Source organism: Companilactobacillus huachuanensis (assembly GCF_005404815.1).
GTDB lineage: Bacteria > Bacillota > Bacilli > Lactobacillales > Lactobacillaceae > Companilactobacillus > Companilactobacillus huachuanensis.
This window is the reverse complement of sequence record NZ_BJDF01000027.1, coordinates 1-26,891: the sequence shown is the minus strand read 5'-3', so window position 1 is coordinate 26,891 and position 26,891 is coordinate 1. Positions and strand designations below refer to the sequence as shown.

Below are 26,891 nucleotides of genomic sequence, written 5' to 3'. Positions count from 1 at the left end.
ACGATTTTTTGTGTGAATATGAAACGAATCCAACAATTGTTAAAGGAAAAAAGCAAAGAAAATAAGTAAATAATAGAAAAAATGGCACGCTAATTGGTTGAAAACATCAATTAACGTGCCATTTTTGAATTCCATGAATCCTTATTAAAAAAATACTATAGTTTTTCAGCAGCCTCCACGATCACCAGCTTTGAAATTCTTAACATCCTTTCCGACAGCTGATACAATCCCGGAGATTTCGTGACCAGGTACCATTGGAAAATGTGCACCCTGCCACTGAACCATGCTGACATCACTGTGACAAATACCACAATATTTAATGTCGATTGCGACATCATCAGGTCGAAGATCACGCCGTTCAATTACGGTTTGATTAAAGGATGCAAAGTCTCCTTTGATATTTGCTTCTAATGCTTTTATTGTTTTTGACATTTAATTTGCCTTCTTTATTTATTCTTCACGTTCTATTTCACGTAATTCTTCCTCAGTGTCCAGCACATGATCATAAAAATGATTCAATTTATAATTTAAATGATCGATTGCTACCTGCAAATCATCACGTTTCTCTTCCATAACGTTTAATTGTTCCTGTAATAGCTCTTTTTGTTCTTTGTTATTGTCCTCTTCAGCATCAAATAACTCGATAAAATGTCGCAAATTTTCAATACTCATCCCTGCCACACGCATTTGTGTCACAAAATGAATTCGACGTAAGATCCGTTCGTCAATCTCTCGGTTACCAATTTCTGTTCGTTCGATTGGCGGAATCAAGGATTCTTTTTCATAATAACGAATGGCTGCTGAAGACACACCGGCACGTTTACTGGCTTCTTTGATATTCATTGTTAACCTTCTTATTTTTCATCTGCTGAAAAATCTGTTGAAGCAGCTAATTCAGTTTCATTCTTATATTCAGCAACACGTGTTTCCAGACGTTCAATGGTATTTTTCAATGCTTCAGAACCTAAAACCATATGTAATGGTGCTGGAGTTTGATCAGCACTTTCAATAATTCTTGTGGCCATTTTTTGGGGATCTCCAGGTGCCAAGCCATTGGCTGGATCAAGCATCTTCATAAAAGCATGTGTCGGTCCGTCATAAGCAGGAATTAAGTCAGCTACTTGAGCACTGCCGTATCTAAATTCAGTTCTGGCACCACCAGGCTCAACAATTGTCAATCCAATATTGAATTGAGCTACTTCTTGAGCAACAGCCTCGCAGAATCCTTCAATACCAAACTTTGCAGCGTGATACATTGAATTACCTGGATAAGCAACTTGACCACCATATGAGGAGATTTGAATAATACGACCACTTTTTTGTTTTCGCATAAAGGGTAAGATTGAACGGATCATTTGGATTGATCCCGTCAAATCAGTTGCGATAATTTTATTTACTTGTTCATCATTTAATTCTTCAGCGGCTCCGAACAGCCCATAACCAGCGTTATTAACTAATACGTCAATTTTATGCTCACTTGCCACCTTATTTACCAAAGCATGAATTGCTGGAACATCTGTAACATCCAACTTTTCACTGATAAAATTATCAGGATATTGTTCAATCAAATCCTGAACTTTAGCAAAATTACGGACAGTTCCGATAACTGTTTCCCCTTTTGCCAATAATTGGGTCGTTAAGGAACGACCGAATCCACTACTTACACCTGTAATTAACCATGTTTTACTTGTCATTTTATTTACTCCTATTTATATTTGTTTACTTGAATCTCAATTGCAAAATCATTTTATTCCCTTGCAGTAACTTCAAGGCAAGAAGATTTTTTAAACTTTCCTAAATTCTTTTATGTATTATCTGTAACTCGATTACGGAATTTACTGAATCCGACCAAAAACAAGACAACTAAGATAGTGATAACTAAGTAAGCAATCGTATTCATCCAAAAGATGTTACGCAACTGATTTATTTTCAATACCGACTGCAACAGCAATGCAGTATATGGTGCCATTGAACCAGCCAAGTTGTACGACATTAAAATCAATGAAGTCGCCCAAGGGTTACCATTTCCTCCCATGTTAACGATGTTTAATGCCCAAGGAATATAGAGCCTAAAACCTAGTCCAGTTAAGAATCCGCCTAGAATTGTTACTGAAATCGTATTTGACAAAGCAATCAGGGCCATTGAAATAGCTAGGGAACTGAAACCAAGGACAATTACATAATTTTTCACCCAGTCGTATAATTTACCGAAAATTGCTCCGCCGGCCATGGAACCCAAGCTCAAGTCCAAAATAACATAACTAGCTGAAGTCGTTGTTCCATAACCACTATCGACAATCAACGTTGGTACCTTGATTCCCATGATCATGTAGAATGACACGACCACAAAAGTTAAAATCAATAGACTAATTAATCTGCTATTAAACAATGGTGTTTTTGGTAAATTATTCTCCGTTTTAACAACCGGCTTAGTTGTTGATATTTTAGGGACAAATAACGTGAAGAAAACCAAGGCCGGAATGGTAATCAGATAAGCCCAAAACGAAACATGCCAACCGAAGTTCATTAATTGACCAGCAATAAATGTTACTAAAACGCCACCCAAACCTTCGAAAATACTTTGAAAACCGATTAATTTTGACCTTTCCTGGTCTTCATAAAAAGAGCTGATAATCGTTACTAATAGTGAATTGAATAAACCAACACCCAATCCAAACGCTGCTCGTGACACTAATATTAAATCAAAACTATTCGTGAAGACTGGTGTTAAGCCAGCAATCGCCGTAATAGCAACTCCCAACTGAACCGTTTGCTTCAAACCAATTCTCTGAGCTACCCAACTACTAAATAAAATGGATAACATCAGAAAGAATGATGGAATTGTTGTTAATAATTCAACCTGTGATAAAGGAACCGTGGGAAAAGCCTTAGCCAATGCCGGAATATTAGCATTGATTGCTGGGGCTGAAGCCGTAATCACCGAAACTAATAAAATAGAAAACTTCGTTAAACTGTTACTTGTTTTTTGCATACTTAAATAACTCCTAATCCAATGTAGTGTAAAAACTTCATTACCTATACGAACGTGAAAGATAATCTTTCATCTCTCATCCATGTAAAAAGTATAAGTTCTAATTAAAGAAAGAAAAATTACTACTTGAGTAATGCAGTATACGTAACACGTATGGTAATACTCCTTAAGTTTGCATATTTATCCAAAACAGTACGATAAGAAATAGCATTTATGATTGATAGCGCTTTCACTAAGAACTATAATGTAGTTAATGATAGAGGTTTATATATAAAGTTGGAGGTGCTTACCATGATGAAATTGGTAGCAAGATTATTCAACAGAATTGTAGACTATACGCTTAACTTTAATTGGTGGTAAAAAGCTGGCTTACAAATCTGTAAGAACAATGTAAGTAGATCAAATGTATAAAAAACAACAGAACTCTTAATATACTTGTCAGGAGGTAATTCAAATGAGAAGTTTTTTAAGAGTTTTTTTGTTGGGTATCGTAGTTGTGGTAATTGCTTATTTCGGGGCTTGTCTAATAACCAAAGAAAGTAGCAGTCAGGCAGCACAAGCATTCAATGCCTATAATGTTTTAGTAAAACGCGAACCAAAATATGTAAAAATTGATAATAAAGAGGCCAAAGACGAAGATGGTTATGGTAATTACACATATGATCTTAAAAGCTATGATGACGCTGGTAATGAGCATTCTATAAAATTCATGGGTATGGGTAAATTGAAACAAGGTCACTACCTAGAACTTGATACTAAAGGAAGCTATGTCTATTCGTATAAGGAAGTTTTCGAAAAAGAAATACCTAGCGATGTTTATACCAAATTAAATCTATAGTTGGGGCCTGAAACGGCTCTTTTTTAATACAGTCTGGAGGAAATGATGAAAAAATTTATTAACGTACTATCAATGGGTATTATCGTATTAGGACTCGGTTATTACATGGCAGGTTCCTATCTCAAAGATAAAAATACTGAATTTGCACAAAGCTTTAATCACTATAACTTGCTAGCCAAACGCAGTCCCAAATTTATGCAAGTCGACTATGATGATGCCGACAAAGAAAGCGATGGCAGCTACACATTTTACGCCGATGCATACGACCGCCAAGGCAACTGGCACGAAATCGATCTGCACTCTAATGACGATCTGGACGACGGTCAATTGGTGAAGATGGATACCAAAGGCAGCTATGTTAAAGACTATCAAGTAATCAGTCCCGATGATTTGCCTTATAAGCTTTATCGAATGTTCAGTAATTAACCGTCTCCAGAGGTGAAAAAGTGATATAAACATTGCTGTGACAGTCCTAAATGCAATTTATTTAAATAGCAAAGGATAACAATTGTACATTATTATTATTATAAAAAAACTAGTTGGAAGAGCTGAGAGTATTCATTTGCAGCAAAAGTGGCGTTATTGCTTCAGCAATTACACCACCGGACGTGTTGAAGACTCGCGGGTTTTGCGAGGCTTCAACCGAGGCTCGAGACCGCTCTTTGGCTCGGGCCGTTCCGCGCAGCAATTGAATACTCTCAGCTCTGGAAACGGCATACGGCATACTTACCTAAACTTTCAACCTTTAATTCCTGAACGGCAAAATATACTTCTAGCGTATAACCCAAATACAACCTAACCAAATGGCAAAATCACTGCTATTCTAAGGTAACCATCCAACAACATGTTGACCATCCTAATTTTGATAACTAAACTTAATGGGTTACTACTTTTTAATTAGGGGTCCTAAACATGTCGAAACAAATCAAAAAATCACTCTTTATCATGGTCTTTGGAACCTTCTTTGGTGTTTTGTGTTCCACCTTGATGAACACTGCTTTACCAACTTTTATGCGTGTCTTTCATGTCAGTTCATCCAACGTTCAATGGCTGACAAACGGCTATACTTTGGTCAATGCCATCATGATTCCCACTAGTGCCTATTTCATTAAGAAATTCTCTTTTAGACATCTTTTTATTATCTTTAGTTCGATTTTCTTAGTTGGAACTATTATTGGAGCTATTGCCAACACTTTTATCATGGTTATTATCGGTCGCATGATTCAAGCCATTGGTACTGGGATGATGATGCCACTTGTTAACGTTCTAGCCATGCAATACACCACCAGAAGCAAACAAGGAGCCGTTATGGGGATTATTGGGCTGGCTTTTAACTTCTCACCCATTATTGGTCCCGTGCTGTCTGGAATCATCCTACAGTACTTCCCTTGGCAATATCTTTTCATTATGATCTTGCCCTTTATTATTGCCGTTGTTATTTTGGCGATTCTTCAACTTCCTCAAGTTGAAACTCACGATAATCCTAAATTTGATGTAACCAGTTTAATTACAATAAGTTTGGGACTACTTTTCTTACTAACTGGCTTTTCAAATATTGGTCAAAGTTCATTTCTATCGTTCAAGGTCCTAGGATTCACTGTTATTGGTTTGATTTTGATTATTATTTTTGCATTTATGGAGAATAAATCTTCTAAACCTATTATTAATTTCGAAATTTTTCAACATTCACAATTCACTTTTGCAACAATCATTAATATGTTGATTGTTTTAACAATGTACGGAAATACCATCCTCTTGCCCTTGATGATCCAAATGATTCTTCATAAAAGTCCACTGATCTCAGGATTAGCCTTGTTGCCAGGAGCTATATTAACCGGGTTCATGTCACCTGTCAGCGGTCGGTTATTTGATAAATACCCCATCAAACGAATCGTCGTTACGGGTGTCTTGATAGATTGTTTTGGGACCTTTATGCAGGCTGTTATTGACGTCAATGCTTCAGTCTTAATGCTGACGCTAGGGCAAATGATTCGCCAATTAGGATTAGTCCTGATTTTGATTCCGATCCAAACACACGCGCTTAGTGCTCTACCCAAAAAGTATCTTTCTGATGGTGTGGCAACATTCAATACACTCAGACAAATTGCTGCTTCCTTTGGAACGGCCATTATCATTGCAGTTATTACGATGGCGGATAAAATTATTACTGGTCACACAACTAATCAAGCTGTGGGTATTCAAGCCGGATTTTTAACCTGTCTAGGACTTCTAATTATTGCATTAATTCTGACTTTCAAATTGAATCGCCCTGACATTGAAGATTAGATATTCTTTCTTGATTCCGTCTCCAGAGCTGAGAATATTAACCTGCTCTGCGGAACGATTCGAGCCTGAGAAGCGGTCTCGAATCTCGGTTTGAAGCCTTACCACAAATCGGTAAGGCTCCAAACTCGCCCGGTGGTGTAACGGCTAAAGCCGTAACGCCACACCCACAGCTAGTTAATATTCTCAGCTCTTCCGACTAATTTAATTTTTAACGTCAGTTATTTTAATCTGTGCTTTGCCGGCGATAGTTCTACCAGAAATCCTTTCTTAATTAATGGTAGTGTTAAATTCCCCATTTCCAAAATGTTTAACAAGAATAATAATTCAGAAGAAGCAGATGATTCTAAAATCATCAAATTACCTTATGGAACTTTAATTTAATGCAAAAGAAAAGAGCTAGTCTTGCGACCAGCTCTTTTTGTATTTGTCTTTTTCATAAGCTTTTCTTCCTTTTCAAGTTAAAATTCTTTGTGTATATATCAGGGGGGAGGAGATATATTTGAAAAAATCTATTAGTTTTTAATTTTTAATAATCCATTTTAAAGTGAAGCTTTTATAGTCATCCGAGTCACCTCTTCGTTTCTTGACTATGCTTATATAATAGCGGGAAATTATGAAAGAAACGTTTGGAAAGTAAGAAAATAATTGTAAGTAATTGTGAAGAAAAAATGATGTTGCTTACGTGTGCAGTCAAATATCCGTCTACAGATTTGAGAAATATTCAATTTCATTTACATTCTATCTATACATCTGAAGGTTGAAAGGTGAAAAATTAATCTAACGATTGCTATTACAGGCCTAGAGCTAATTTATTTAAATACTCATAAATCTTCATTTTATTGTTCCGCCCATTAAAAAAACTAGTTGGAAGAGCTGAGAGTATTCATTTGCAGCGAAAGTGGCGTTAGGACTTTAGTCCTTACACCACCGGGCGTGTTGAAGACTCGAGGGTTTTTCGAGGCTTCAACCGAGGTTCGAGACCGCACTTTGGCTCGGGCCGTTCCGCACAGCAAATGAATACTCTCAGCTCTGGAAACGGCATACTTAACTATACTTTCAACCTTTAGCTATACATATAGAAACCTAATTTGCAATTTGCGGTTAATAAAAAGTAAAAAAATGTCATAAATTATTTTGATATTAACCATTAATTTATCGAAGTTATATAATAATAATTATTATAGTGTCTCGTCGTGCTAGAGATTTATTTACAAACTGAAGGTTGAGAGGATCATACCAGTTGGAGGGGATATTTTGTTAACTAGTTTTATTATTGGAAAAGCCTCACTGCTCACAAGTCTCTTTTTTATCATGGGCGTTTTTATCGTTTTTCAAGTCTCTTTTGAAGGTCTAAAAAAATTATTAACGCTTAAGGATTTTAACTTTGATGGTTTTACCTTACGGGCCATTTTAGGAATTATTTATATTGTAGTTGTCTTATTTATTTTGCAAAGTTCCGTTCAGGGCCGAGCTCCATCTTGGACCTTTATAAACTTTCAACTAGTTGCAGTAATATTTTATACCGTAATTTTAAATGTACCGTTTAAATTTCATCTATTTGCACCTATCGTTCTGGCTTTTATGATTTTCAATTCTGCCATAAGGAGTTGGGAATCTTGGTGCCTTGCATTTATTTTGATTGCCTTTTTCTACACACTAAATTACATCAAAGTTAGAATTAATAAGAAGTTTCCTTATTTCTATTATCTCTTCTCAAGTCTTTTCTTTGGTGTCGCATATTGGTTCTTTGCCAAATTAAAATTCAACATTACTAATCAAATGTTCGGTAAAGAGATTTTCTATCTACTTATTTTAGAAATATTTACCTTTGGGTACATTGCCATGCTTTTTACAGACGTCGAATCACGTACTGCCTTATTCAGAGACGCCACGCATGACAAATTAACATCTACCTATAATTACGATGCTTTCGATATCGATTTGCGGGACTTATTCAAAAAGGTTAAGCAATCAGATATGAAATTTACAATGTTAATGTTTGATATTGATCACTTCAAAAACATCAACGATACATATGGTCATTTGGCCGGTGATGAGGTCCTGAGAAGCGTTGTAGAAGTCGTTCAGACAGTTATTGATCAAACAGACCCTAAGATAAAACTTTATCGTACCGGTGGCGAAGAATTCAATATTATTTTTCCTAATTATGAGTTGAATCAAACCGAAAATATCGTAGGACAGATCTTTTCGGCCATCAATCATTCCGAAACAACCTTTGAAGATAAAACCATTCATCTAACAGTTTCGATGGGTGTCTCAGAAGTAAGGAAGGATGACGTTTCAATGAACGATTTCTATTCCCGAGTAGACGAAGCCTTGTATCATTCAAAACGCAATGGTCGCCATGTAATTACGATTGATTAGGTTATGAGAAATTAATATAACCATAGTTGTTACCGGCCTAGAGTTAATTTATATAAATAATCAGGAGTTTTGTTTTATTATTTATTTCCTTAAAAAAGCCAACAAGTTGGAAGAGCTGAGAGTATTCATTTGCAGCGAAAGTGGGGTTAGGACTTTAGTCCTTACACCACCGGGCGTGTTGAAAACTCGCGGTTTTTTGCGAGTCTTCAACCGAGGCTCGAGACCGCTCTTTGGCTCGGGCCGTTCCGCGCAGCAATTGAATACTCTCAGCTCTGGAAACGGCATACTTATCTAAACTTTCAACCTTTAGTTAAATAATCAGAAGTCTTCATTTTATTATTCCTGCAAAAAAAGAGCTAACAGACTTAATCTGTTAGCTCTTTTAATTTATCTAAATTATTTAGATTCTTTAGTGTCGCGACTCTTTAAAAAGTCAAGAACAGCTTGTGTGTTAGCGCGTTTTTCTGCACCATTTTTTTGGTTTACAGGACGGCGGTGGCCAGTCATACCTTTATGTGTATTTTGTGACATCTAAAAAACCCTCCTTCCCGTTATTACATTTAACTTATTTTATTAACCCTATTATTATAAGAGAATTCATCTTACATTTCAACCGTAAATTGATATTCATATGAGATAACTCAATGTTTAAAATCAAAAATCAAAGTAAATCTGGATTCTTACCGTCTCCTGAGCTGAAAAAATCTCGATATATCCCATCAATAAACTAACAGGAGGCGGACCAATAAAAAAAACCAATCAATTACCGTCTTGATTGATTCTTTTTGTATCAATTGTTTTCTACCGATAAACTCAGCGACTAGTTTAAATCGGCAACAGTACTTTCACCTTTTTCATTCAAAGGCTTTGACTCTTTAGAACTAACTGTCTCTTCACTCTTATTATGCACACGGAATGCCAAAATAAATCCAAAGACAGCTAATACTAATGTAAACACAAATCCGTAGTGAACGCCATTAGTAAATGCTAATTTTGCAGATTTTCCACCATCAGCGAAATAATTTGCTTGACCAGTACTCAACAAGATTGTTGCAATACCAGTTGCGACCGCACCGATAACTTGTTGGAAAGTATTGATAATAGCTGAACCATCAGCTGATTGATAAGCATCTAGAGAGTTCAATCCATATGTTTGTGCTGGTGACATGGCTAAAGGAACACCGATCATCAAGACGATATGAGCGGCAATAATGTATCCTACTGAACTGTTTGAGTTACTGAACAGAAACATAGCTGCACCAATGATTGAAATGAAGAAACCTAAACGGGTTAACAATTTAGCACCAATCTTATCGAAAGCACGACCGGAACTAAACGAAACAATTGCATTGATAATACCACCTGGCAACATAACCATACCGGTTAGCGCAACAGCTATGCCTAACCCATTTTGTAAGTACATTGGCAACAAGTACATTGCTGACAATGTGATACCAAAGTTGATCATAACTAATATTGAACCAGTTAAAAACTCAGGCTTTTTCAAAACGGCGAAATCTAGAGTTGGTACTTCTGTGTGTAACTGTTGTCTGATGTAAACAGCCAACAATACTAGACCAATAACTAGAGCTACTAAGGCCAAGGCAATACTTTTACTTAAATAACTAATTCCAAAGACAATCAATCCAAAACTCATTGTTGAAAGAATAATGGCTAACCAATCTACCTTAGGCTTAGTTACTTCAAAGACATTCGTTAAATTTTTTTCCACGAAGACTAGAGCAATCAAAAGGAAAATAATGAATGACCAGAAAATAAATCTCCATGATGAAAATCCCAAGATAATACCGGAAAGTGTAGGTCCGATAGCTGGAGCAAACATCATGACAAGACTGGCCATACCAAGTGCTGCACCTAACTTATTAGGTGGGAACACTCTCATCGCGATTGAAAACATCAATGGCAAGATGATACCTGGGGCAATACCCTGGATCATACGTCCAACCAATAACATGGGGAAGTTAACCGCAAGTGCTGAAATCACTGCACCCACGATAAAATCCATTAAAGCAAATCTAACTAGTCCTCTAGTTGAGAAATGTTTTGTCAATAAACTTGAAAGAGGCAAGACAATGGCAACTACCAGCATATAGCCAGTAACTAACCATTGAACCGTACCTGCATCGATATTAAAAACTTTCATAATAGATGGAAGGGCAATATTCAATGAAGTTTCACTGAACATGCCGACGAATCCACCAATAAGAACACCCATTATTGACAGTAACGGGTGAAGAGGTTTTGTATTAATTTTTTGAGTTTGACTCATAGTTGACCTCCAAATTGTTGCAACAGTGGATTAATATACCAGAAAAAAACCTTCTTCGTAAGCTTTTTCTGAAATTATTTTTTTATTTTCAACAAGTTGGATTAATTATTACGTCTCAGGTCGACAGAAAAAATGAGTCTACTGTGAGGATTGGCCTGCAAAGTAAGTGAATATTCTCCGCTCTGAAGATAATTAATTTTTAAGAACAAAAAAAACTAGTCCCTTCTTATTTATAGGGCTAGTTTGTTGTAATTTACTAAAGAATGAAAGGTGATAAATCAATCTGGACATTGCTATTACACCACCTGGAATGTGGAGACTCGCGGGTTTTGCGAGGCTTCAAACGAGGTTCAAGGCCGTACTTTGACTCCGGCCGGTCCGCACAGTAATTGAATACTCTCAGCTCTGGAAACGGCATACTTACATATACTTTCAATTTTTATGTAATTAATCTTCAAAAAGTAAGTTTCTTCTCTGCAATCCATCGTTATACAAATCTATCTGTGTAACGCCTCTAGTCAAGTCACTGCTACAGTTATAGCCTGTAACGTTGCCATAATTCAAGTGGATTCCAGCGTAAGAACCTGAGAAATTATTATAGTGATCGTGACCCGCAAATAATGCTTTGATATTGTTCTGTTTTAAAATCTCATGAAACAGTCCGGAATTGAGATCCGCCGAACATACTGACTCACCGAAACTTCCCGTGATTCTCTCAGGATTAACTTTTCCATATTCTGGCAGTGGCATATGCATAAATCCAATATCAAAAGTTTTTTGGGTATAGGATTTAGATGCATCGACATACCAATTGATTTGGTCAAGATCAATCGCTGCATACAGGCTGACATCCGGCCATCTTGAATATGAGCCACTATCCCAGACAAAAATTTTATTAATTACTTCACCAGTCGCTTGATCCAGAATTTCCAACGTATAATTTTCGTGTTCACCAGACATAAAAATATGTGTTTTATCAGCTAAATGCACCAATTCCTTTTCAAAAGCCCGAATATAGGCTCTTCCGTAACGTCCCTCTGTATCGTGATTACCATACGTAATTGCCACGGGTATCTCAAATTCATTTAATAAATCGAAGAGAACTTGCAAACTTTTGTGGGGATCTTCATTGTATTCTCCCCAAATCAAATCTCCCGTCAACATCAGTAAATCAAATTGATTATTTTCTAAAACATTCCGCAATTGGTCAATCATCTTTTCATCTGTTCTTTCCAAAGGATATTCTCCCAAATGGATGTCCGTTAATTGACCTATCTTAAATGCTTGTCCTGCCTCGACATATAATTTCACTTGTCTTACCTCACTTGATAATTACTTTCTGAAAACGAAATTATCAAACGGTTATGTATATTTTGTATACAAATTCGGTAAGATTTTAATTTTAGCGCAATTAATTATTATCAGAATTGATATTTTTATGGATAATCTTACTTTGAATCTCATCTAAAGTTGTAATAATTGTATTCCGTACGAAAAATAGTCGACTTATTTTTAACGTACATTAAATTTCGATATATCCTCAAATTAAAAATATTATCCATCTAATAAAAGTTACAAAACTAAAGGTTGAAAGGTAAAAAATTAAATTAGTTGGAAGAGCTGAGCGTATTCATTTGCAGCGAAAGTGGCGTTATTGCTTCAGCAATTACACCACCGGGCGTGTTGAGCTATCTATTGATAGAACGTGACATCCTTGCAATCGCATGTCTTTCACCACGAATGGTTTTGCTCAATGCATAAATATTTTCAATTGGTGATTGAATTCCCCAAGCGGCATCACCAATATGTTGAATATCAACGCCGGCAACTTTATTGCGGATGGCCACATTTTGAATGAAACTGCTACCTGATCCTTCTTGACTAGTTCCAATTGTGCTCATGACCAAAGCTCCACGACTGTGGGCTAATTTAACGATTTCTTTCAATTCTGCATCGTCAAATCCGGGAACTGTTCCCACAGCGGGTACTAGAATAACGTCGGCTCCAGCATCTAAGAAAGTTTCAACTGCTTCTGGACTGACCACTGCTTCGTCAACCCCGGCCCCATGCATTTTCCCAGCAATGACTAAACCTTTGAAAACTTTTTTAGCTACTTTGATATTGGCAGCAATTTGCTTATTAGTTACCCCAGTTCCGGGATTACCGGTTAAAACTACAAAATTAAAGCCAAGTTTTTCAACTTCTTGTAAAGTTTTTTCACTGGCCATACGTCCTTCAGGAATAATCAAACGATCTTCAGCCATTTTTGCATCTGGATCAACTGGTTCCAAATTAACACCAATTGGACGACCAACTAATTTTTGCAACCGATGAATTGACTCACCATCGTGATGAGCCTGGGCCGTTTCCATAGTTTCTTCGTCATCATAAAGTCCCAAAATCAATGGATTCAACACATCCAAAGCATTCAATAAAATTAAGTCGGCTCCAAAGGCGGCCGCTATTTCAGAAGTTGTAATGCCATCCAAAGGTTCATGAACAACAACATTTTCACTTAATACAACTCGACCCTCACTGGCTTTGATACTCTGTTTCAATTCTGTTCCATTCATTGCCAACATCTCACTTGAATTGGCGCTGATCAATCGTTTAACCATTTATTTTCTCCTTTTAGCTGTAATCGTTTACAAAAACACCATATCATTTTTACGTATTTTCAGCCACAAAAAAAATGCGCTATTACACGCATTTAATTTTTTAATACCAAGCAGGCTTATCACCATCAGTATTAGGTTTATTGACACCAATTGATTCACATTTAAATTTATCTGGATCTTGGAAAATATCGACAACAATTTGAGCGATAGATCTTCTTGATACTTCAGTTCCTTTGAAAGCTTCACCCTTTTGAGTTACTTCATAATCAACTTCTGGCTTGTCAGTTAACCAAGCTGGGCGAATGATCGTGTAGTCAAGGTCTGAATCTTCAATTACCTTAGCAGCTGCTGCATATGTAGTAATGTAGTTCCCCAAAGTTTCGTTGTTCCATTTACCAAATTTACCGGGAACTTCATCATAAATACCCAAAGTTGAAATCCAAACTAGACGTGTCTTCTTTTCAGCATGCATAGCTTCAACAACAGCCTTAGCTTCATCAACAATATTGCCCCCAGCTAAGTTAGCGTAAACCATATCAACATCTTCCATAGATTCGCTCAATCCAGCAACATCAGTGGCGTCACCTTCAACAGTTTCAACTAATTTATGCGAATCAGCGAAATCCTTTAAACGTCCAGCATTTCTCAAATATAATCTCAAATCTGTATCAGTTGTATCAACAAAAATATGTTCTGCTAAACGAGCAATTTTCCCGTTAGCTCCTAAAATTAAAACTTTAGCCATTTACTTTTCCCCCTGTATTAGTTTCTACAGTCCAATATAAGTGAGTTTTGAAATTAATTCAAAGAATGTTTCTCGAGGAATTAATAAAAGACTAAAAAATGCAAATTGCGGGTAACTGATATGTTTAGATCTAAAAATTGAAGGTTTAGGTAAGTATGCCGTCTCCAGAGTCGAGAAATATTCACAGGCTGTGCGGACCGGCCCGAGCCAAAATACGGTCTCGGACCTCGGTTTGAAGCCTTACCGAAGACCAGTAAGTCTCCAAACACGCCCGGTGGTGTAAGAGCTGAAGCTCTAACACCACTTCCACTGCCCACAAATATTTCTCGACTCTTCCGACTAGTGAATCTTTAGTAAACCAATTCAAATAACATTGATTATTTTTCTTCTATAATCATAATCATAAAGTTATTGAATTAAGCAAAATCACTTAGACTACGGGTGTAAGTAATATTGGCCGCAGTGCAAGTGGCGTTATAACGGTGTTTTTCTGTTATTACACCACCGACATATTTTGAGATTCGTGGTTTCTGCGAAGCACAAATCGAGGTTCGAGACCTTGGCTCGAACAGATAGCACAACGGGCTATCTTACTGACGCCCGGAGGCGGCATCCTTTAAACCTATAAATGTGAATAATTTTACAATCATTAAGGATAGAACAAAAGCATGATGTTATAATTATTGGGTAATACAATGCTCTAAGGAGGATTTTTTATGGCGAGTGACGTGGCTCATTTGATTAAGGTTGCATCGAATGAAATTTCCCGTGGTATCAATACTTTTGCCGCTAAATATGGTCTAACTGGCACCCAGGTTCAGATTATTCACTATTTGGCCAACCATTCTCAAGATGATATTTATCAAAAAGATATTGAGAGGGAATTTAATATTCGCCGCTCAACTGCGACTAATATTTTAAAAACCATGGAAAAGGATGAACTGATCATTCGACGTAGCGTTAAAAAGGATTCACGTTTGAAACGAATTGTGCTCTCTGATAAGTCTAAAGAAATACAGGATGCGATCAATAACTTTATGACCGCAAATGATCAAAAAATTCTTTCTACTTTAGGCACATTGGAACGGCGTAGTTTTGTTCGCGCTCTCAAAAAAATTCCCCTAAAATTAAAAAAGTGAGGTAAGGATTTAATGACAAAAGTAATTATGGACTGTGATCCTGGTATTGATGACGCGATTGCTCTAACAGTTTTACTTGCACATCCCGAAAAAGCTGATTTGATGGGTGTTACTACTGTTGGTGGTAACGTTAAACTTGAATATGTTACACAAAATGCTAAGAAGCTACTAACATTTCTAGGCTCAAAGGCAGAACTTGCATCTGGTCAAGCATCCCCACTAGTAAAACCTATTGAAACTGCTGGTGAAATTCATGGTAAGACTGGTATGGAAGGATATGACTTTCCAGAAAACAGTCTAGACTATCCTTTAACAAGCGATAACGCCGTTACCTACATGTATGACCGCATTTCTAAGAGTGACGAAAAAGTCAATTTAGTAGCCACAGCTCCATTATCAAACGTTGCCCTCCTATTGAAGACTTTCCCCGACGTTAAGAAAAATATTGAACACATCTATATTATGGGTGGCTCAACTCTTCAAGGTAATATCACATTGGCTGCCGAATTCAACGCCTACGTTGACCCAGAAGCTATGGATATCGTCTTCAATTCAGGATTACCAATTACTTTATCTGGACTAAACTTAACTGAAAATAAAGCCTATCTAACAATGGATGAAATCGGCAAAATTAAAGATCTCGGTCGTGTTGGTAAAATGGCCAGTTCTATTTTGGACTTCTATGCCTCAGCCGAATTGGCTAAAGGTATGACCAAGATTCCGATTCACGATGCCTGTGCTGTCATTAGTTTGATTGCTCCAGAATTGTTCACAAAGAGTACAAACTATTCAATGGACGTGTGCCTAACTAACGACCAATACCGTGGTATGACTTACCCAGACCGCCGTACAGACGCTCCTCAAAAGAATAATATCAAGGTTCTAGAAGATGTTGACCGTGAAGCATTCGTTAAATTTATCTTCGACTCATTAGCTAGTTACGAAAAATAATTATTAAGTTAGAATATTAACTTTAATACAACTGAAGGTTGAGCGGCAAAAAATTAATATAATCATTGTTGTTACAATCCTAAAGCTAATTTATTTATACCACCGGGCGCGTTGAAAACTCGCGGTTCTGGAAACGGCATACTTAGCTAAACTTTCAATCTTTAACTAATACAAATTAAAATAGAACAGATAATTCCATACTTGGAGTTGTCTGTTCTATTTCTTTTACCTAAAGGTCGAAAGGTGAAAAACTAATATAACCATTGCTGTTACAGACATAAACAAATTTATTTAAATAAGCAGAAGTATTTATTTTATTTGTTCCTGCCATAAAAAAATAAACTGGTTGGAAGAACTGAGAGTATTCATTTGCAGCGAAAGTGGCGTTATTGCTTCAGCAATTACACTACCGGACGAGTTGAAGACTCGCGGGTTTTGCGAGGCTTCAACCGAGGCCCGAGACCGCTCTCTGGCTCAGGACGTTCCGCGCAGCAATTGAATACTCTCAGCTCTGGAAACGGCCTACTTAACTACACTTTCAACCCTCGGTTCTTTTAATTCAAAACTGTTTTGATAATATCTAAACCTTCATCTAATTTAGTTTCATCCATAATCAATGGTGGCAATAAACGCAAGGTGTTGTGCTTAGCCGATAATGTTAATAAGCCTTTATCCTGCAATTTTGTTATCACTTCATTAACATCTAATGAGGTATCCAAATGGATTCCTATCATGAATCCCATTCCAGTTATTTCCGTTACTGATGACAACGGTAAAATCTCTGTTTTAAGTTTATGCCAAACTTTGGTCGACTTAGCCTGAATATCTTCCAAAAAATCTGGTGTTAGCTGTTGTAAAACTCCTTGGGCGGAAGCCATAGCTAGCTTATTGCCACCAAAAGTCGTTCCGTGTGATCCTGGACCAAAAGCTTTTGCCATTTCTTTTTTGCCAATCATCGCACCAATCGGAATTCCGTTACCTAAAGCCTTTGCCAACGTGATGATATCTGGTTTCAACACAAAGTTTTGAAAGGCAAATTTCTTACCTGTTCTGCCAATTCCGGTCTGAACTTCATCAATAATCAGTAAAACGCCGTTATCATGACAAGCTTGTTGAATATCGGTCAACCACTGCTGATCAGCTACATAAACTCCACCCTCGCCCTGAATTACTTCTAAAATAACAGCTGCCAAATGAGAGTCAATCATTTCCAGCGCTTTGTTATCGTTATAGTCTGCAAATTCTACATCAGGAACTAATGGACCAAAGCCTTTTTGAATATCTGGGTTGCCTGTCAGTGACATTGAACCGTAGCTCCGACCATGGAAACCATTATTGAATGCTAAAACAGCTGTTTTACCTGTATACTTACGGGCTAACTTGAATGCCGCTTCATTAGCCTCGGTACCTGAATTACAAAAGAATGCTAGTTGATTTTCATCGCATAACATTGCAGCAACATCATCCTGAATTTTACTTTCGTATAAATTAGAAATATGCCAAATCTTACCTAACTGCTTTTGGACATTACCTTGAATCACTTCATTGCTATATCCAAAACTGCAAACACCAATACCGCTAGTGAAATCCAAATAAGTTTTATCATGATTATCAGTTAAGTAGACGTCCTCACCTTTAACTAAATCGAATGGGAAACGCGCGTACGTTGGGAATACATGTTCCATAATGAACCTCCAGAAATTTTATTTTTCGACGTATTGGAACTGTGTTCCCGGTCGTCCTAAATCATTGGTGATAAAAGTTTGATCAACGCCATTTCTCAAAGCATTAAACGAGGCTTTAATCTTAGGCATCATCCCTGACTTGATGATATGTTGTTGAAATAAATCGTCGGCTGCTGTCTCAGTTAATTTGGGAACAACTTTACCAGAATTCAAAACTCCAGGCACATCTGTCAGCAAAACTAATGATTCAGCATGCAACTGAATGGCAATCGTGGCAGCTGCCATATCAGCGTTAACGTTCAACCATTTGCCATCACTAGTTTGTGCAAGTGGTGCCAAAATGCCTATCTCTTTTTGTAATTCCGTCTGTAACCATTTTTTATTGATCTTAGTAACTTGACCAACTTCACCATATTCGGCCTGATTCAAATATGTGCCTTCTAACAGGTGATTATCACTGGCATTCAACCCAATCACCGGCAATCCAGAATTACCAATAAACTGACAGAGCTTAGGTTGAACTAAGCCTAATAAAACAGCCTTCGTAACGTTTAAAGTTTCGTCATTGGTAACTCTAATGCCGTTAATCTTTTTCACAGGCAACTGTAATTTGTCACTCCATTCTGAAATCTGTGGACCACCACCATGGATAATCAAAATTTGCTTACCTTCCAGCCACCAAGTTTCCAATTTTTTAAAGAAAGTCTCCGGTAACTGATCACTCGCATTGCCACCTATTTTTACAACAATTGTGTCCTTCATAATCTTCACCTTATACGTAATTTATTTTGATTAGCTTCTGTATGTGGCGTTGATTCGGACATAATTGTAAGTTAAGTCACAGCCCCAAGCCTGACCAGTTGCATTGCCGGAATTCAAATCGACCAGAATAGTAATTTTATTTTCAGATAACGATTGTTTCATAACTGCTTCATCAAATTCAGCACTATGACTATCAATCACTAAAGGTAAGTCATTCAGCCAAACCGAAGTATGATCAATATCAACTTGAGCATTCGTCTGTCCAATAGCCGCAATAATTCGTCCCCAATTAGCATCCTCACCAAAAATTGCAGATTTAACTAGATTGGAACCGACAATCGCCTTGGCAACCTTCTGCGCATCAGCATGACTAGCTCCATTTTCAACATTTACTTCAACAAGCTTAGTCGACCCTTCACCATCAGCTGCAATGTCCTGAGCCAATTGTGTTAAGACGGCGTTATATGCATTAAGAAATGCTTGTGAATTAGCACTACCATCATTTTCAATCGGTTCATTTTCAGCTAGACCATTGGCCATCGTTACCACCATATCATTAGTAGATGTATCACCATCAACGGTGATTTGGTTAAAAGTTGCATCAACTTCTTGAGTTAACATTCCCTGCAAAACTCCATCGGCCACTTTAGCATCTGTAACAACAAATCCAAGCATTGTTGCCATCTTAGGATGTATCATCCCTGAGCCTTTACAGAAGCCACTGATAGTAACTGTCTTGCCGTCTAACTCTAGTTGAGTCGAGATAGTCTTAGTGTGTTTATCAGTCGTTAAAACAGCCTCAGTCACATAAACGTTGTCCAATAATTGCAATTTATCAACGCCTTTTTTAATTAAGTCCATTGGCAATGGTTCACCAATAATGCCAGTTGAAGCAACTCCAATTAAATCATTCTCAACAGCTAATTTTTCTGCTGCCCAAGCTTGCATTTGTAATGCATCAATCATACCCTGCTTACCAGTTACTGAATTTGCATTGGCAGTATTCATAACAATTCCTTGTAATAGGTGTTCCTTATTAATTGTTTGTTTAGTCAATTTTGTAGGAGCAGCCTGAAATTGATTAGTTGTATAAGTTCCAGCAGCCTGAGCGGGTACTTCTGAATAAAGCCATCCCATATCTTTTTTCTCAGGATTCTTACGCAATCCTACGTAGACTCCATCGGATTTGTAGCCCTTAGGCCATGTAAAAGGTATTACTTCATAAGTTTGTTCTTCTGTTTCGATAAATGATTGCATAAAAAAATCCTCCTAATTTATGGCAAGGTTGGAATTAAATCCAATCCTAGACCTGGCTCGTAATCAAACATTTGGTTAAAGTTTTGAATTGCTTGCCCGGCTGCACCTTTTAGGAGGTTATCAATTACACTGACTATTACAATTTGATGGGTAACAGGGTTTAATTGATAACCGATGTCACAGAAGTTAGTTCCGACAACTTGTTTAAGTGTTGGGAAAACTCCTTCAGTAGCATTCACAAAGGTATCAGCTGAGTAAGTTTGATTAAAGGACTTTCGGACATCCTCTTCAGTTATCTCAGGCTTTGCCTTGATGTAGCAACTGGCCATTATTCCACGTGTCAGTGGTAATAAAGTTGTTGTAAACTGAATATAAGGTATGTCTTCATCCCAAATCTTTAATTGTTGAACAATTTCTGGAATATGTTGATGTTGATTTACCTTATACAGTTGCAGATTTTCATTTGTTTGGCTGAAATGAGTTAATTCACTCAATTTCTTTCCCGCACCGGATGTACCAGATTTGGCATCCACTACGATTGAGGTTGGATCTATCAGATGATTTTTTACTAACGGCGCTAATGCTAAAATCGTTGCCGTAGCATAGCATCCCGGGTTAGAAACATAAGTTGCACCCTTGGAGCTAGTAAAATCAGCTAATCCATAATGTGACTTTTCAAGATACTTCATTTCTGGAGCGTCCTTTTTATACCATTTTTTGTATACGTCACGTGACTTCAATCGAAAGTCTCCGGCTAGGTCAATCACTGGAAAGTCTTTGTCAATAAACGACTGGGCTAATTCCGTAGTGACACCAGCAGATGTTGCGAAAAATACCATTTGGTTATTTTTCATGATATCAGCAGGATCATAAGGCAAAATGTTAGCTCGTCGTCGTAGTTGAGGTAGGACCGATTCTAAAGATTTTGTTTCCGTTTGCGAGTGCCCATAGAGGTTGACCGAATCAACTTCTGGGTGATGCAATAATAGTTCGTACAAGACGCTACCGCTATAACCAGTAACGCCGACAAGACCAACATTCATACGTATCATCCTTTCTTGATGTCTCTGTTCTACTTTTTCGTTCGTAGAAATTAATAGTTAGAGTACGCCTGATAATTAGAAAGTACAAGAGTTTTTTTAATCAAATGATTGTTTCTCTAATTTAAGTGTTAATTTGAAAGCGTTTCCATTGTTTAGCTCATAGGTATAAAAAGACCTATCCAAAAAGTGTTTTTTATAATCTGAAATATTATTTGTAACAAATAATTGTCTACTAAAATTAACATCTTTTATTGATTTAAATGCAAAAGGTCTTAATTCCCGAAATAGGAATTAAGACCTTTTTAATACTTACTTATATTAGAAAACTTATATGAGTTTGAAGATGACTGACAGATAACTAACAGTAAATTCGATACTAAAAACACCATCATATCAAGGTTATTCGACATTACTAACAGATAACTAACAGATAACTGACAGATAACTAGCAGTAAATTTGATACTAATAAAGATTGAAAATTTAGAAATGCCCTCCAAATATTGAGTCTCGATTATTAATGACATTTAGGGGGCAAGTCAAGTGCCGCTATGTTTAGGTCCGCTTAGTATCCTAAAATAGCAAAGTTCAAAATCAAATAACAGACAAAAAAATACACCTCATCTGAGATATATTTAAAAACGTTCTATTTACTAATGTTAGTAGCAAATTCTGGTTCGTAATATGAATTTGACTTCAAATCTAAACCACTATTCAAGTTAACATTTGAAATCCAAACCCATTCATTAGTTCCAACTTGACCCCAAAATGAACCATATTTATTAACAACTAATTTACTAATTTTCCAAGCTGTATTAGCTGGTAAAGTTTGGTCATATCTGTTGGTTGCAGTGTTATAAGTTTGTAAACTCTGCTTTGTTGTAGCAATCAAGCCATTGCCGGGTGTTGGTGTACTTGAATTTGTATTGGTATTTGTCGTTGTTGTTACATCATCAGCAACATCCACATATGCAACTGAAATAAATTCGTCAGTAGCAATTTGATAATATGTTTGTTTGTCATAATGTAAAATGTCACCACCAATAATCCACTTACTACCCACTGGCACAGTTTTTCCAGTATTATCACCATGACCATTTACAATCTCGGTAGAAACAGTAACTGTTCCAGTATGTCCGGCATCTGTTGATCCAGACATGATATAACTACCATTTCCAGAATAGTCTGTGTTGTTATCTGTTGTTGAGCTAGCAACTGACATATCACCAAATGAGACCCATTCGTTTGTAGCAACTTGATAGAATGTTTGCTTATCACGGTGCATAGCTTTTCCGAGTTTCCATGAACTATTGACTGGCAAAACAATTCCTGTATTTGTACCTTGGTCATTAACTACCGCAGCAACTTGAGTTATAGTACCGGTCTTGCCAAAATTACCGTCAGTTTCAGTGTAATTATCAGCAGCAGTATTAGAACTATTGTTGTTATTTTCACCATCGATTGTTACATCTAGTGATTGAATGTATTGGTTATTCCCAACTTGGTAGTAAACCATACGGTTAGCATGCATTACTTCACCAATGATCCAACGGCTACCAGCTGGTAAAGACGTTCCTGTTTCGTTACCATAACGGTCAACGATTGCTAAAGCTTTATTGGCTGTAACAGTTTTTCCAGCATCCGGATTAGTCTCATATGTAATTGCATCCCCAAATGCAGGATCAACCGAATTTGTAGCTCCAGTAACATTTGTAACAACGGAAGCTGGAATATACTCATTTGTACCAATCAAATAATGAGCTACTCCGTTGATTGTTGCTTGTTGACCTAATTGCCACTTGCTTCCACTTGGCAAAGTTTGACCTGTCTGTTTTCCACTTGCATTATAAACTGGTGTAGTAGTGGCGACAGTTCCAACAGCACTGGCATCTACTGTTTGTTGTGGTAGTGCATTTAAAGCGGCTGGTGCCAACATGATGGCAACTGCTGACGCTACTAAAATATTATTTCTTTTTTTCATTATATCCATCTCCACTGAAGAATATTCTTCCTTATATTCACCTTAAGTTTATAATTCATACATATAAGGAAGCAACGAATTATCGCAATTGTTACGAAACCTTTACTATTATAATTTGATTACATATCGATTCATTTTCTTACTTTTAAGGAGTCAAAAAATATGAAAAATTATCACGTTTATCAAGTCGATGCCTTCACGAAAACTAAGCTTGCTGGGAATCCAGCTGGCGTTGTCACCAATGCCAAAGGACTGACGGAAAAACAAATGCAGCAAATTGCTCGTGAAATGAATAACTCGGAAACTGCCTTTATACTCCCAGCAACAAATGACAAATCTGACGTTAGAATTCGCTTTTTCACACCCACAACTGAAGTCCCTATCTGCGGACATGCCACTATTGGTGCCAATTACGCTTGGGCCGTTGAAAACAATTTACCATCACAAACGTTAGTCCAAGAAACTGGTGCGGGTAATCTCCCAATTGATATTTTGAAAAAGGGTGAGGCTTACCAAATCACCATGACTCAAGGTCAAATATCGGTAGATGAACCCTTAGCAAATGATATTCAATTACGTATCCTTAAGGCACTAGGAATTTCTGAGCAACAACGTAATCTTAAGTTTCCTATGGCAATCGCTTCAACTGGTGCTGCTAAAGTCATGATTGCCGTCGATAACCAACAAACACTCGACAATTTAATTCCCGATTTAGAAGCCTTGAAAACAATCACACCGGATATAAATTGTAATGGTTATTATGTCTTCTTTGTCACACCAAATAAACAAGAATTGATTCACGGACGAATGTTTTCTCCAGCCAGTGGCATCGACGAAGATCCGGTCACCGGCAATGCCAACGGACCTTTAGGCGCTTACCTGGTTAAATATAATCTAGTTGAAACATCAGGTGATATCTTCGAATTTTCGATTGTTCAAGGCGAGAAAATAAAAAGACCTGGAACCATGTTAGTTCGAGTCCATCTAGACAACGGTCAACCCATAAAAATTCAAATTGTGGGTGATGCTGTAATTGCTTTTTACACAAATATTTATTTATAGTTGCGAATCGTGATAGTTAAAAATAGCTTACTGATTAACACCACGGTATTGTCTAGCAAAAAGAAGCTGAGATTTTTAAAAATCTCAGCTCCTTTTTTATAATTTGATTAGTACAAAAACGCTTAGGCATATTAATTAAATATTTGGAGGTTGAAAGGTGAAAAATTAATCTAACGATTGCTATTACAAGCCTAGAGCCACTTTATTTAAATACTCAGAAATCTTAGTTTTATTGTTCCACTATTAAAAAATAAACTAGTTGGAAGAGCTGAGAGTATTCATTTGCAGCGAGGTTCGAGACCGCACTTTGGCTCGGGCCGTTCCGCGCAGCAATTGAATACTCCCAGCTCTGGAAACGGAATACTTAACTAAACTTTCAACCTTTAGTTAAATATACTTAGCCGTGACAGACAATTTATCCTTAAGAATTCCAGCAACTGGACCTTCATAAATAAGCTCACCACCACGGGAGCCACCGTCTGGACCAATATCAACAATCCAATCAGCACTGCGCATAACATCAACATTATGTTCAATAACAATCACCGTATTCCCTTTATCAACCATATCATTGATGATTCGAATCATATTTTCTGTATCTGAAACATGTAGTCCCGTCGTTGGTTCATCCAAAATAAAGATATTGCCTTTCTTATTCAATTCTTTAGCAATCTTGAGGCGCTGGCTTTCACCACCTGATAATGTATTCAGTGCCTGTCCCATTGCTAAATAATCCAAGCCAACATTGTGAATATTTTTCAACTTCGAGTTTATTTTCTTATCATCAAAAAAGGTAAATGCCTCTTCAATTGTCATATCCATAACTTCAACGATATTCTTATCCTTAAACTTATACTGCAACACTTCGGGATCGAATCTGCCACCGTGACATTGGGGACACTCAATTTCCGAATTTTCCATGAACGACATATTTAACTCGATAACACCTTTACCTTTACACTCCGAACAAGCGCCTTTGGAATTATAGCTGAACAAACTATCATCAACGCCATTCGTTGTAGCAAACAGTTTTCTAATTTCATTCATAATTCCAGTATACGTTGCCGAATTCGAGCGACTATTTCCATGCAATGGACTCTGGTCAATGACTACTGCATCGGGATTTTCTTGGGCAAAGACTTGTTCAACCAATGTGCTTTTACCAGATCCCGCTACACCAGTAATGACAGAAAATAGGCCTTCTGGCACCTTGAGTTGAATATTTTTCAAATTATGAAGTGACGACTTCGAACTACTGACAAAACTTTTAGCAACCCGAGGATTTACTTTTAATGGCAATTTATGATTCAAATATTTACCAGTTAAAGTGTCTGATTTCAATAGCTCTTCATATGATCCTGTAAAGTTGATTTCACCACCATGAATACCGGCCTTGGGACCAACATCAACAATATAATCGGCAATCTTTATAACATCGGGATCATGCTCAACTACTAGCACAGTATTGCCATTATCACGTAATTTTAATAAGAGGTCATTTAGACGATGCACATCGCGCGGATGTAACCCTGTACTAGGTTCGTCCAAAATATAAATCAAGTCAGTCAAACTATTAGACAAATATTTTACAGTTTTAACACGCTGACTTTCACCACCAGATAATGTCGAGGTCTCGCGAGTCAGATTTAAATAATCCAAACCAATATTGATCAAATTGCTGATTCTTGACTTTAAATCAGCTACAACTGACTTCATACGTTCATCTTGAAATTCATCTAATGTCAAAATCAATTGATCTAACTGCATATTCGTTAAATCAAAAATATTATAACCATTTATTTTCGAATTCAATACTTGTTGATTAAATCTTGTTCCATGGCACATTGTGCAAGTTGACATTTCTGCAAATTTTTCAATTTTCTTACGTGCACCATCTGACATAGTGCGATTATCTTGAATATTGGTTCGATAAAATTTCTTGATAATTCCTTCGTAGCTAGTGTTTAGCTCAGTGCCTTTATATTGAACAGTCATTGGAGTCTCACCATTGAGTAAATTTTCCATTTCAGCATCAGTGAAATCTTTAATTGGTTTATCGTTGTCAAAAAAGCCTGAATCAAGGATAGCATGGAGATAGAACGACTTATCGCCATAACCAGGCAATAAAATGGCGCCTTCATTGAGTGATTTTTCATAATCCAAAGCTTCATCAAGTTTCACAACATAGCTCCGACCAATTCCCTCACATTGAGGACACATACCTTCTGGATCATTGAAGGAAAAAGCATTGCTGGCAGTACCATATTTAGGTTGCCCAAATCGAGAAAACAGAATTCTGAACAGTGGACTAATATCACTGATAGTACCCAAAGTGGATCGAGCGTTACCACCCAATGGTTTCTGATCAATAATAATTGCAGTCGAAAGATTATGAATTTCATCAGCATCGGGACGCTTATACTTCGGTAAATACAAACGAGTAAAACTATTATAGGTACTGTTCAACTGACGCCCTGCCTCTTGAGCAATGGTGTCAAACACGATTGAAGACTTACCAGAACCAGAAACACCCGTGAAAACTGTCAGCTTGTTTTTAGGAATCTTTAAACTGATATTTTTCAAATTGTTCTCACGGTCATTCACTATTTCAATAAACTGTTTTTCAGACATTTGGAACCCCCAATATTATTTATTTAAAAGGAGATTTATTATAGCATACTAATGCGACTATTCAATTTTAATTAATTATGCCGTCTCCAGAACTGAGAAATATTTTGTATTTCTAATGTCAATTATTTAGGCAAATTTTATAATCAAGTTAGCCACTTGAAAAAAATTGAATAAAAAAACACCAAGACGAAAAAATCAGGTATCATTGGAGTTCCGACACTAACAATG

The 26,891-nt window shown here is 36.9% G+C and carries 22 protein-coding genes; 7 read left to right on the top strand and 15 right to left on the bottom strand.

Translation table 11 applies throughout. The annotated features are described in order from the left end of the window. Positions 1–165: 165 nt before the first annotated feature. The 4 genes from FFM71_RS12035 to FFM71_RS12020 all read right to left on the bottom strand — a co-directional run bounded on the left by FFM71_RS12035 (position 166) and on the right by FFM71_RS12020 (position 2,992). A complete protein-coding gene (locus FFM71_RS12035; RefSeq protein ID WP_137612402.1) occupies positions 166–432 on the bottom strand; it encodes an alcohol dehydrogenase catalytic domain-containing protein in 267 nt (88 codons plus the stop codon). Positions 433–450: 18 nt separating this feature from the next. Then, on the bottom strand, positions 451–843 hold the full coding sequence (locus tag FFM71_RS12030; protein WP_137612401.1) for a MerR family transcriptional regulator: 393 nt from the start codon (positions 841–843) through the stop codon (positions 451–453). A gap of 11 nt (positions 844–854) precedes the next feature. Then, a complete protein-coding gene (locus FFM71_RS12025) occupies positions 855–1,694 on the bottom strand; it encodes an SDR family oxidoreductase (protein WP_137612400.1) in 840 nt (279 codons plus the stop codon). 110 nt (positions 1,695–1,804) lie between these two features. Continuing rightward, positions 1,805–2,992, bottom strand: coding sequence for an MFS transporter (locus FFM71_RS12020; protein ID WP_137612399.1), 1,188 nt, complete (start codon positions 2,990–2,992; stop codon positions 1,805–1,807). 454 nt (positions 2,993–3,446) lie between these two features. Between FFM71_RS12020 and FFM71_RS12015 the strand changes: the two genes are divergently transcribed. The 4 genes from FFM71_RS12015 (at position 3,447) to FFM71_RS13695 (ending at position 8,501) form a co-directional block, all read left to right on the top strand. Next, entirely contained in the window at positions 3,447–3,830 is a 384-nt protein-coding gene (locus FFM71_RS12015; RefSeq protein ID WP_137612398.1) for a YxeA family protein, read from the top strand. 42 nt (positions 3,831–3,872) lie between these two features. Continuing rightward, positions 3,873–4,256, top strand: coding sequence for a YxeA family protein (locus FFM71_RS12010; protein WP_137612397.1), 384 nt, complete (start codon positions 3,873–3,875; stop codon positions 4,254–4,256). Between the two features lie 486 nt (positions 4,257–4,742). Beyond that, the gene (locus FFM71_RS12005) at positions 4,743–6,116 is read left to right on the top strand and encodes a DHA2 family efflux MFS transporter permease subunit (protein ID WP_137612396.1); all 1,374 of its coding nucleotides are present in this window, start codon (positions 4,743–4,745) and stop codon (positions 6,114–6,116) included. A gap of 1,254 nt (positions 6,117–7,370) precedes the next feature. Further along, positions 7,371–8,501 (top strand): GGDEF domain-containing protein, encoded by a 1,131-nt coding sequence (locus tag FFM71_RS13695; RefSeq protein WP_137612395.1) that lies wholly within the window; start codon positions 7,371–7,373, stop codon positions 8,499–8,501. A 396-nt stretch (positions 8,502–8,897) separates the two neighbouring features. On the opposite strand, the gene FFM71_RS13840 is transcribed toward FFM71_RS13695, so the two are convergent. The 5 genes from FFM71_RS13840 to FFM71_RS11980 form a co-directional block, all read right to left on the bottom strand. Continuing rightward, positions 8,898–9,032, bottom strand: a complete 135-nt coding sequence (locus FFM71_RS13840) for a hypothetical protein (RefSeq protein ID WP_010018183.1) — start codon at positions 9,030–9,032, stop codon at positions 8,898–8,900. Between the two features lie 289 nt (positions 9,033–9,321). Then, a complete protein-coding gene (locus FFM71_RS11995) occupies positions 9,322–10,791 on the bottom strand; it encodes a DHA2 family efflux MFS transporter permease subunit (protein ID WP_137612394.1) in 1,470 nt (489 codons plus the stop codon). 447 nt (positions 10,792–11,238) lie between these two features. After that, entirely contained in the window at positions 11,239–12,102 is an 864-nt protein-coding gene (locus FFM71_RS11990; RefSeq protein WP_137612393.1) for a metallophosphoesterase, read from the bottom strand. Between the two features lie 377 nt (positions 12,103–12,479). After that, the gene (locus FFM71_RS11985; protein ID WP_137612392.1) at positions 12,480–13,409 is read right to left on the bottom strand and encodes a DUF7916 family protein; all 930 of its coding nucleotides are present in this window, start codon (positions 13,407–13,409) and stop codon (positions 12,480–12,482) included. Between the two features lie 100 nt (positions 13,410–13,509). After that, entirely contained in the window at positions 13,510–14,154 is a 645-nt protein-coding gene (locus FFM71_RS11980; protein WP_137612391.1) for an SDR family oxidoreductase, read from the bottom strand. 716 nt (positions 14,155–14,870) lie between these two features. On the opposite strand from FFM71_RS11980, the gene FFM71_RS11975 reads away from it, so the two are divergent. Beyond that, a complete protein-coding gene (locus FFM71_RS11975; RefSeq protein WP_137612390.1) occupies positions 14,871–15,293 on the top strand; it encodes a MarR family winged helix-turn-helix transcriptional regulator in 423 nt (140 codons plus the stop codon). Positions 15,294–15,305: 12 nt separating this feature from the next. After that, the gene (locus FFM71_RS11970; protein ID WP_137612389.1) at positions 15,306–16,244 is read left to right on the top strand and encodes a nucleoside hydrolase; all 939 of its coding nucleotides are present in this window, start codon (positions 15,306–15,308) and stop codon (positions 16,242–16,244) included. A gap of 554 nt (positions 16,245–16,798) precedes the next feature. On the opposite strand, the gene argD is transcribed toward FFM71_RS11970, so the two are convergent. The 5 genes from argD to FFM71_RS11945 form a co-directional block, all read right to left on the bottom strand. Continuing rightward, on the bottom strand, positions 16,799–17,929 hold the full coding sequence (gene argD, locus FFM71_RS11965; protein ID WP_137612388.1) for an acetylornithine transaminase: 1,131 nt from the start codon (positions 17,927–17,929) through the stop codon (positions 16,799–16,801). Between the two features lie 18 nt (positions 17,930–17,947). After that, on the bottom strand, positions 17,948–18,691 hold the full coding sequence (gene argB / locus FFM71_RS11960) for an acetylglutamate kinase (protein WP_137612387.1): 744 nt from the start codon (positions 18,689–18,691) through the stop codon (positions 17,948–17,950). 30 nt (positions 18,692–18,721) lie between these two features. Then, positions 18,722–19,948 carry a bifunctional glutamate N-acetyltransferase/amino-acid acetyltransferase ArgJ gene (gene argJ, locus FFM71_RS11955; protein ID WP_137612386.1) on the bottom strand — a complete coding sequence of 409 codons (1,227 nt, stop codon included), beginning with the start codon at positions 19,946–19,948 and terminating at the stop codon, positions 18,722–18,724. A 17-nt stretch (positions 19,949–19,965) separates the two neighbouring features. Further along, the gene (gene argC / locus FFM71_RS11950) at positions 19,966–20,991 is read right to left on the bottom strand and encodes an N-acetyl-gamma-glutamyl-phosphate reductase (protein ID WP_137612385.1); all 1,026 of its coding nucleotides are present in this window, start codon (positions 20,989–20,991) and stop codon (positions 19,966–19,968) included. A gap of 644 nt (positions 20,992–21,635) precedes the next feature. Beyond that, positions 21,636–22,970, bottom strand: coding sequence for an SLAP domain-containing protein (locus FFM71_RS11945; RefSeq protein WP_171000566.1), 1,335 nt, complete (start codon positions 22,968–22,970; stop codon positions 21,636–21,638). A gap of 162 nt (positions 22,971–23,132) precedes the next feature. Here FFM71_RS11945 and FFM71_RS11940 point away from each other — a divergent pair, with 162 nt between their 5' ends. Further along, positions 23,133–24,032: a PhzF family isomerase gene (locus tag FFM71_RS11940; RefSeq protein ID WP_137612383.1), complete on the top strand. Its 900-nt coding sequence runs from the start codon at positions 23,133–23,135 to the stop codon at positions 24,030–24,032. Positions 24,033–24,419: 387 nt separating this feature from the next. On the opposite strand, the gene FFM71_RS11935 is transcribed toward FFM71_RS11940, so the two are convergent. After that, entirely contained in the window at positions 24,420–26,663 is a 2,244-nt protein-coding gene (locus FFM71_RS11935; RefSeq protein WP_137612382.1) for an ATP-binding cassette domain-containing protein, read from the bottom strand. Positions 26,664–26,891 lie beyond the last annotated feature (228 nt).